This is a genomic window from Alteromonas sp. 4NH20-0104 (genome assembly GCF_057547795.1).
Window position 1 is genome coordinate 161,222 of the sequence record NZ_BAAJLP010000008.1, and the last position, 8,116, is coordinate 169,337.

The window sequence follows — 8,116 nt, forward strand, 5'->3', positions numbered from 1 at the left end:
CAATTAGTCTGGTTCCCGCATCGTTTGTTGCGGGATTAACGACTGATACGACATCACCAGTTTTTTGGTCATCTCATGCTGAGGCCATCGAAAGATGGTCTCGGTTTTACCACTTTCAATAATCTGTCCCTTATCCATCACAATCACCCGGTCTGCAATGTGCCGGACAATCCCCAGGTTGTGGGAAATAAAGATAAACGCCAGGCCCATTTCTTTTTGTAACTGCAGGATCAGGTTGACGGTCTGGGAACGAATAGTCGGATCCAGCGCGGCAAAAGGCTCATCGGCAATTAACACTTTGGGGTCGGGTAATATCGCTTTGGCCAGCGAAACACGCTGTTGCTGGCCGTCAGAGAGCATATGCCGGTAAAAATAGATATGTTCCCGCAGTAACCCTACTTTTACCAGTGTGTCGCCTATCAGGGCTTTACGCTCTTCTTCTGACATCGATGAATTTAAGCGTAGCGGCTCGTCAAGGATTTGGCCCACTGTTATCCCGGGGTTAATCGACTCACTGTTGTGCTGGAATATCATGCGGATACCGGTAATGTCGGCTTTTTTGCGCGCCACCCGGTGTTTCACTGACCAGTATCTTTCTTCCTGTAACTGAATACGTCCTTCATCCGGCTCCACTGCACCGGCGAGCATTTTGGCCAGCAGCGATTTGCCAGACCGGTTCTGACCGATAATAGCGATGGTTTCTCCTTTGGTGACCTGCATATCAATAGGACCAAGGGAAAACACCTCCGGTTTTTTCAGCCAGCGTTTTTTACTGCTATGGCGAAAGGTTAAGCCGCTGACGTTAAGTATCTGAGTCATACTTTCTCCCGATGAAGCGGGAAGTGGCAGCTATAGCTGTGATCATGAATCTTGCGTACCGCAGGCACGTTTACACAGGCTCGTTGGGCTCTCGGGCAGCGCGGCCCCAGACGACAGCCAATAGGCAAATGTTGCAGGGTCGGAATGGTACCGGCCAGGGTAGGTAACTGAGATTTAGGCGGTAAATCCTTGCTAAAACTCGGCGCACTGTCCATTAACGCCTTGGTATAAGGGTGTAATGGCCGTTTGCGAATATGCTTCATCTTGCCGGATTCCACCGTTTGCCCGCAATAGAGTACCGTCATGGTATGCGACATACTGGCAATGGCCAGCAGGTCATGGCTAACAAATAAAATGCCCAGTGACCGGGTTTGATTGAGGCGTGACAGTAACTTTAACACCTGCACTTTGGTGGTGGTTTCCATGCCCCGGGTCGGATCATCGGCAATCAGCATTTTCGGCTGGCTGACCAGGGCCATGGCGAGCATTAGCTTCTGGCCAATATCGGTGGGGATCTGGTGTGGGTAAGCTCGCAGATACTGGTTGTGATCTTTAATCCCGACTTTGTGCACGGTGTTAATAACCACCTTGCGTCTCGATTGTGCCCGTTGCCAGAACCAACTACCTTCAATTAACTGGTCCGGCAGTGATTCTTCCAGTTGCTCGCCCAGGGTTACAGACGGGTCCAGCGACGCGATAGCATGCTGAAACACCACGCCGATGTCTTTGCGAAGGATTTGCCGGCGTTTTTGCTCCGACATCGACAGCAGATTATTACCGTTCCAGCTCATACGGTCGGCGGTAATGCTCCAATTGGGCGGCGTGGCACCAGATATAGCCTGTACTATTAAGCTTTTACCAGAACCGGATTCACCCACCAGAGCGCGAATCTCGCCCGAGTTAACGGTTAGATTAATTTTATCCAGCGCCTTGATCACCTGGGTCCCGGTATCAATCTCCAGGGTCAGGTTTTTGATGTCCAGTAAAGGCATTAGCGATTCACCCGTTTACGTAGCGCAGAGCGCAGTCCATCACCCACTATGGTAATTGACAATACCATCAGAAAAATCGACACACCAGGAATTGCAATATTCCAGGGCGCCAGATAGCCAGCATCGAGACCGGTGGCCAAAATTGCGCCCAGCTCGGGAAGCGGTGCTTGCGCGCCCAGGTTTAAGAAACCCAGGGCGCTAATGTCGATCACCGCAATAGACAGGGCCAGGGTGCCCTGAACCACGAGCATTTCAATCATATTGGGTAATATTGAATGGTAAAACAGTTGCAGGTTGCTGGCACCGTCGAGGGTGGAAGACTGGATATAGTCTTTTTTCATTTCACCACGCACAAAAGAACGGGTGTGGTGCACAAACTGGGGGATTAGCGCCAGGGTAATCGCCCACATACTGTTCACCAGACCACTGCCCAGAATACCAACAATAATAATAGCAATCAGCAGGGTAGGGATAGCCATGAGGGCATCCAGCAAATGGTTTACAACGCTCGAGCGAACACCGCTGAGCATGCCGGCGATGGTGCCGATGGTTACGCCCACGAGCATGGCAATAATGACCACTAACAGGCTGGTACCGAATGTCACCCGACAACCATACATGATGCGGGAAAATAAATCCCGGCCCAGGGCATCGGTGCCGAACAGATGGGCAATCGAACCGTTGGGCGCCCAGCTTGGTGGAATAAGCAGGGCTTCGGTATTCTGGTAGGCCGGGTTATAGGGGGCCACAAGCGGTGCGAAAAAAGCGAAAAATACAAATAATAGTAAGACGCCCAGCCCTACCAGTGCAATATGACTGGATTTAAACGCCCGCCAGGTGTGTTGCCACGGCGACGGATGGGCTTCATCATCGTAGAGGCTAAATCGTGACACTTTCGAATTTTTCCCTGCTTGGATCGATTAAACGGTTAAACAAATCAATGGCAATGGTGATCATAACCACCAGGGTCGACACGGCCAGCATACCCATTCGCAGCGCCGAGTAATCCCGTTGATAAATTGCCTGAATCAGCCAATTGCCTATGCCGGGCCAGGAAAACAAGGTTTCCACGATCATGGCGTTAGTGATCAGCGTGGTAATCTGCATGGCCATTAAAGGCAATATTGGTAACAGAGCATTACGTAGCACATGGCGGAAAAATATCTGCTTGCTCGATAACCCTTTGGACCGTGCCGCAATAATAAAAGGCCTGTTGAGCACATCGATAATTGAACGCCGGGTTATCCTGATCATCGAAGCGGTAGAAATAAATGCGATGGACAACACTGGCAGGATCATATGTAACAGCGCATCGCTGAATGCAGCGGCTTTATCAACATTATCGGCCAGCAAAATATCGATGAGCAGAAAGCCGGTTTGAGGGGGAATATTAAACAACAGATTAATTCGACCGGATAATGGCAGCCAGCCAAACTGCAAACTGAAAGTCAGTATAAACAGCACCGCTAACCAGAATACAGGCACTGAATACGCCGTCACACTGAGGGAGTTTATGGTAAAATCGGTAGTACTGTAGGCGCGCAAACCGCTGTAACACCCCAGTGGTATACCCACCACAATAACAATAAACATGGCACAGGCGCTGAGCTCAATGGTGGCAGGTAAGGCCAGCATTATTTCTTGTGATAAGGGCTGTCCGGAAATCAGACTGACGCCCCAGTTACCGGCGAACAGCTCGCTGAGGTAGTCGGCAAACTGCACGATAATGCTGTTGTTCAGATGATACTGATTCATCAGCGCTTCGTGTTGCATCAGATTTTGCGGGGTAATGCCGGTCAGGGTGGTAACAGGCTCTGCCGGAAATAAATAAATCAGTGAAAACGACAGGGCACACAAAGACAATAGCGTCAGGCTGAACAAAATGCAGTAACGAAGCAGGATCCTAATCACGTTGTTTGGTCACTCCGCCCAGTCTGACACCGCCGTAAGGGTTGATTACCATACCGTTTAATTCTTCCCGGTAAGCCTGATAACGGTAGGCATGGGCAATAGGGACCATCGGCAATTTATCGAAAAGCAGTTCGTTGGCCTGGAAGTACAACGCTTTGCGGATATCCACATCTTCGGTTTTTATGGCACGGTCGAGTATTTCATCATAAGCGGGGTTACACCACCTCGCCCGGTTTGTCCCGGAGGGGATAGCGTCACAGCTTAATAAGGGCCGGTAGAAGTTGTCCGGATCGCCGTTATCCGCAGACCAGCCAATCAATACTGAATCATGATTCCCCTGACGTAACTGGCGCCGGAAGGTCGACCAGTCGTAGCTGACAATATTCACTTCTACCTCAATGTCTGCCAGATAGCGCTGGATCAGTTCTGCCATTTTCTGGGCATTAGGGTTATAAGCCCGCTCTACAGGGATTGCCCAGACAGACATGGTAAAGCCGGGTTCGATACCCGCTTCATCGAGTAACTGTCTGGCCAGAACCGGGTTATAGCCGGTATCCTGCGCATCCGCCTGGTAGGCCCAGCTGGCGGCGGGTAACAACGATTTAGCGCGGGTGGCGCTGTCGAAATAGACCGCCTCAATCAGGGTGTTTTTATCGATGGCATAGGCCAGCGCTTTTCTCACTGATGGGTTATTAAACGGCGGACGCTGGGTATTGAATGCCCAGAAGCCGATGTTCAGACCGGGTTTCTCGGCCAGCACCAGGTCTTCACGTTCACGAATGATCTGGTGATCCACCCTCGCCGGAAAGGCCACTGCGTCACACTCACCGGTCATCAGTTTGGCCAGTCGCAGCGAGCTTTTCGGAGTAATATCGAAGATCAGTGCTTTACTCGCCGGCGTGCCTCCCCAGTAATCATTATTCACGTCATAACGGATATAATGGTTTTTCTGATAATCGGCATACTGATAAGGGCCGGTGCCAATGGGCAGTCTGTCTATTCTTTCCGGAATGCCGTTAGACATGAGCACGTCGCCATATTCGGCCGAAAGGATCACGGAAAAGTCACTGGCGATATTTGCCAGAAAAGAGCTATCCCGTTGTTTTAGACTGATTTCAACTTCATAGGGCGAGGGGGCGTTGATATCGGCAATATTATCGGCCAGTCCTAACGACTCGAAGTAAGGATAATAACCACCGGAAATATCATGGAATCCGTGTTGTGGCAGACGCCAGCGGTTAAATGAAAAAAGCACATCACTGGCGTCAAATGTCCGGGAGGGCGTAAAGTAACTGGTGGTGTGAAATTTGACGTTCTGGCGCAGCGTAAAGCGGTATAGCAAGCCGTCATCACTGATAGACCAGCCGGAGGCTAACGATGGACGGATGCGGCCGGTTTCGGTGTCGAACTCAAGCAGTCTGTCGTATATCTGGTGGGCTGTGGCATCGGCAGTGGTGGTTGAAGTATCTAGCTGCGGATTCATGGATATCGGATCGCTTTCTGAGCAGTACACCAGGCCATTCTTATAGTTAGCACTGTATTTTTGCGGAGAGCACCCCCCCAGTAGCGTCATCAAAGCTGTTGTAATCACCGGCCAGACGAACCACTTGTGCATGATTACTCTTCCTCACTCGCCGTGGAGTCGAGCAGGTTGTACTTTTTCAGGTAACCCCGCAACTGGTGATAGGTCAGGCTGAGTTTTTCCGCCGTTTTCTTTTGGTTGTACTGGCTGTCAGCCAAAGCTTGCTGAATGAGTTCGATTTCATATTGCTGCGACAGATTTTTTAGGTCTACCGGATACTCGGTCGCGGGATTTACCGGGATGACCGGGACCACGGGGTCTGCCGATACGGTCGCCTCGCTGGTGGCTGCCGGGCCGGATTCGGTCTGCTCGGCAGGCGTAGAGATTCGGTCCTGGGTTTTTATGCGTCCTTTAGGTCTGAATGCCGACTCAAAAGGATCGAGGATAATTTCATGGACTGGTAAATGGGGGTTATTGCAGCGGTAGACGGCGCGCTCCACTACGTTCTTTAACTCCCGAATGTTACCGGGCCAGTCATAGTTGAGCAGCGTGCGTTTGGCTTTTTCGGTAAAGCCGCTGAAAAGCTCCATTTCGAGCTCCCGGGCCATATTAATCGCGAAAGTTTCGGCCAGCAGCATAATATCATCCTGGCGTTCACGCAGCGGCGGGATGGTAATAACATCAAAGGCCAGCCGGTCCAGCAGATCGGCACGGAATTCGCCGCTGTCGGCTAGTGCAGGGAGGTCTTCGTTGGTGGCGGCAATTAAGCGTACATCGACTTTTAACGTCTTGTTGCCACCGACACGCTCAAATTCACCGTATTCGATAACACGAAGGAGCTTTTCCTGAATTAAGCCGGACGTATTGGCCAGTTCATCCAGAAACAGGGTGCCGGTGTGGGCGAGTTCGAACCGCCCCTCGCGACGCTTACCCGCGCCGGTAAAGGCGCCGGCCTCGTAACCAAAGAGCTCGCTTTCCAGCAAATTCTCGTTGAGTGCGGCACAGTTTAATTTTACATAGTTTTGATCCCAGCGCTGTGACAGAAAGTGCAAGCGTGCTGCAATCAGTTCTTTACCGGTACCACGTTCACCGATAATAAGCACAGGTTTATTCAGCGGTGCGATTTGCGAAACCTGCTCTAAAACCTCTAAAAAACTGTTTGCCTGGCCAAGTAAATTATCTTGCTGGCGAAAACGACTCATTAATTCCCTCAAAAAGTAGCCAAATCGACCAATTAATAGTGTAGATTAAAAACTATATTGATTACAGACTTTATTAATATTAAATATTTTTTAAGTAATTCAATGTGTTAGTTTGGTTTTGTGAGTTGGCGCGGTATTTGTATGTACTATTACAAGTTCAAACCAAGTTAATCCAAAATGTTTAACACGCGCTAGAGGTAAATAATTATGGGTATCTTCTCTCGTTTCACAGATATTGTGAACTCAAATATTAACGCGTTACTGGATAAAGCCGAAGATCCTGAAAAAATGGTTCGTCTGATTATTCAGGAAATGGAAGACACACTCGTTGAGGTTCGTTCTGCGTCGGCTAAGACCATTGCGAACAAAAAGGAAATTGTTTCTCAAATCAGCAAAATGGAAGCTGACGCTGCAGACTGGCAAAACAAAGCGGAATTTGCTCTGAGCAAAGAACGTGAAGATTTGGCACGCTCAGCGCTACAGGAAAAGAAAAAGAGCCAGGAAGCGGCTGACGTGCTCACCACTGAATTAAATGCAGTGGAAGAACAAATCAGCAAACTGCAGGATGAAATTGTGCAGTTACAGGAAAAGCTGGCAGACGCCAAAGCCCGTCAGAAAACGATTCTGATGCGTCAGAAAACCGCGTCATCGCGCTTAGAGGTGCGTAAAACCCTCGACAGCGGAAAGATTGATGAGGCAATGGGGCGCTTTGAACAATATGAGCGCAAGATTGATGATATTGAGTCGCAGGTTGAGTCCTATGATTTAGGCAAGAAAACCCTGCAGGACGAATTCGCTGAGCTGGAAGCCGGCGACAAAATAAATGATGAGTTAGAAGCGCTGAAAGCGAAGATGAAAAAGGCTGAAAAGCCCGCTGCAAAGACAGCAAAATCTAAATAACTGATTATAATTTATTGGCTGAGAGCTCCTCAGCACTTCTGACCGGAGGTATTTAAAATGGACGGAGATATTGTTGCACTCATACTGGCCCCGCTGATCATCTTTTTGATTTTTGTGGCCCCCATCTGGCTAATTCTGCACTACCGCAGTAAAAAACAAGTTAGCCAGGGCTTGTCAGCCGAAGAGCAGGTAGCTCTGCAGGAATTGGCGGGTAAGGCTGAAGCGATGTCAGAACGTATTCAAACGCTGGAGGCTATTTTAGACTCAGAAGCACCTGAATGGAGGAACCGGGCATGAACAGTAAGAAAACCATTTACCGTGATGCGAAACACGGTCGCATAGCCGGCGTTTGTGCCGGCATTGCAGAGTACTTCGGTTTAGAAGTGTGGCTGGTAAGAATTCTGACGGTGACTGCGTTTTTCCTACTGGCCGGCCCTTTTGTTCTGGTAAGTTATGTAGCGTGCTGGTTCATTTTTGACAAGAAGCCGCAAAATCCCGATACCATGAATTATGATCAACCGGTGGAAGTCAGCGGTAAAGGATGGAGAAATTCAGGCTCAGGTAAGAATGATAAAGTGGAAGTGAAAACCCGGGTTTGGCAGGCAGGAGAGCCTCCTCGTCAGGCTTTTCACGACATCACCAATCGGTTTCAGACCATTGAATCCCGGTTGCGTAAAATGGAAACTTACGTTACGTCACGTGAGTATCAGCTAAACCGCGAAATTAGCCGCTTATAATCCTAAAGGGGTCAGAGTCCATTATCGGAAACC

9 protein-coding genes are annotated in these 8,116 nt (G+C 49.6%); 3 read left to right on the forward strand and 6 right to left on the reverse strand.

The window, feature by feature from the left end:
• Nucleotides 1–3: 3 nt before the first annotated feature.
• From AC27IB_RS08165 to pspF, 6 genes are read right to left on the reverse strand one after another with little or no spacing between them, the layout of a single operon-like run.
• The gene (locus tag AC27IB_RS08165) at nucleotides 4–819 is read right to left on the reverse strand and encodes an ATP-binding cassette domain-containing protein (RefSeq protein ID WP_296052247.1); all 816 of its coding nucleotides are present in this window, start codon (nucleotides 817–819) and stop codon (nucleotides 4–6) included.
• Nucleotides 816–1,811 (reverse strand): oligopeptide/dipeptide ABC transporter ATP-binding protein, encoded by a 996-nt coding sequence (locus tag AC27IB_RS08170; protein WP_296052244.1) that lies wholly within the window; start codon nucleotides 1,809–1,811, stop codon nucleotides 816–818. The genes AC27IB_RS08165 and AC27IB_RS08170 overlap by 4 nt, the downstream gene beginning before the upstream one ends.
• Nucleotides 1,811–2,704 carry an ABC transporter permease subunit gene (locus tag AC27IB_RS08175; RefSeq protein WP_296052242.1) on the reverse strand — a complete coding sequence of 298 codons (894 nt, stop codon included), beginning with the start codon at nucleotides 2,702–2,704 and terminating at the stop codon, nucleotides 1,811–1,813. The genes AC27IB_RS08170 and AC27IB_RS08175 overlap by 1 nt, the downstream gene beginning before the upstream one ends.
• A complete protein-coding gene (locus AC27IB_RS08180) occupies nucleotides 2,691–3,722 on the reverse strand; it encodes an ABC transporter permease (protein WP_296052239.1) in 1,032 nt (343 codons plus the stop codon). Before AC27IB_RS08180 ends, AC27IB_RS08175 begins: the two co-directional genes overlap by 14 nt.
• Nucleotides 3,715–5,337: an ABC transporter substrate-binding protein gene (locus AC27IB_RS08185; protein WP_487120169.1), complete on the reverse strand. Its 1,623-nt coding sequence runs from the start codon at nucleotides 5,335–5,337 to the stop codon at nucleotides 3,715–3,717. Before AC27IB_RS08185 ends, AC27IB_RS08180 begins: the two co-directional genes overlap by 8 nt.
• A 2-nt stretch (nucleotides 5,338–5,339) precedes the next feature.
• Entirely contained in the window at nucleotides 5,340–6,446 is a 1,107-nt protein-coding gene (pspF, locus tag AC27IB_RS08190; RefSeq protein ID WP_487120171.1) for a phage shock protein operon transcriptional activator, read from the reverse strand.
• Between the two features lie 207 nt (nucleotides 6,447–6,653).
• On the opposite strand from pspF, the gene pspA reads away from it, so the two are divergent.
• The 3 genes from pspA to pspC are packed head-to-tail and all read left to right on the forward strand — an operon-like array spanning nucleotide 6,654 to nucleotide 8,083.
• The gene (gene pspA, locus AC27IB_RS08195; protein ID WP_487120173.1) at nucleotides 6,654–7,346 is read left to right on the forward strand and encodes a phage shock protein PspA; all 693 of its coding nucleotides are present in this window, start codon (nucleotides 6,654–6,656) and stop codon (nucleotides 7,344–7,346) included.
• A gap of 57 nt (nucleotides 7,347–7,403) precedes the next feature.
• Nucleotides 7,404–7,643 (forward strand): envelope stress response membrane protein PspB, encoded by a 240-nt coding sequence (gene pspB / locus AC27IB_RS08200; protein ID WP_105934481.1) that lies wholly within the window; start codon nucleotides 7,404–7,406, stop codon nucleotides 7,641–7,643.
• A complete protein-coding gene (gene pspC, locus AC27IB_RS08205) occupies nucleotides 7,640–8,083 on the forward strand; it encodes an envelope stress response membrane protein PspC (protein WP_296052227.1) in 444 nt (147 codons plus the stop codon). Before pspB ends, pspC begins: the two co-directional genes overlap by 4 nt.
• The last annotated feature ends 33 nt before the right edge of the window (nucleotides 8,084–8,116 follow it).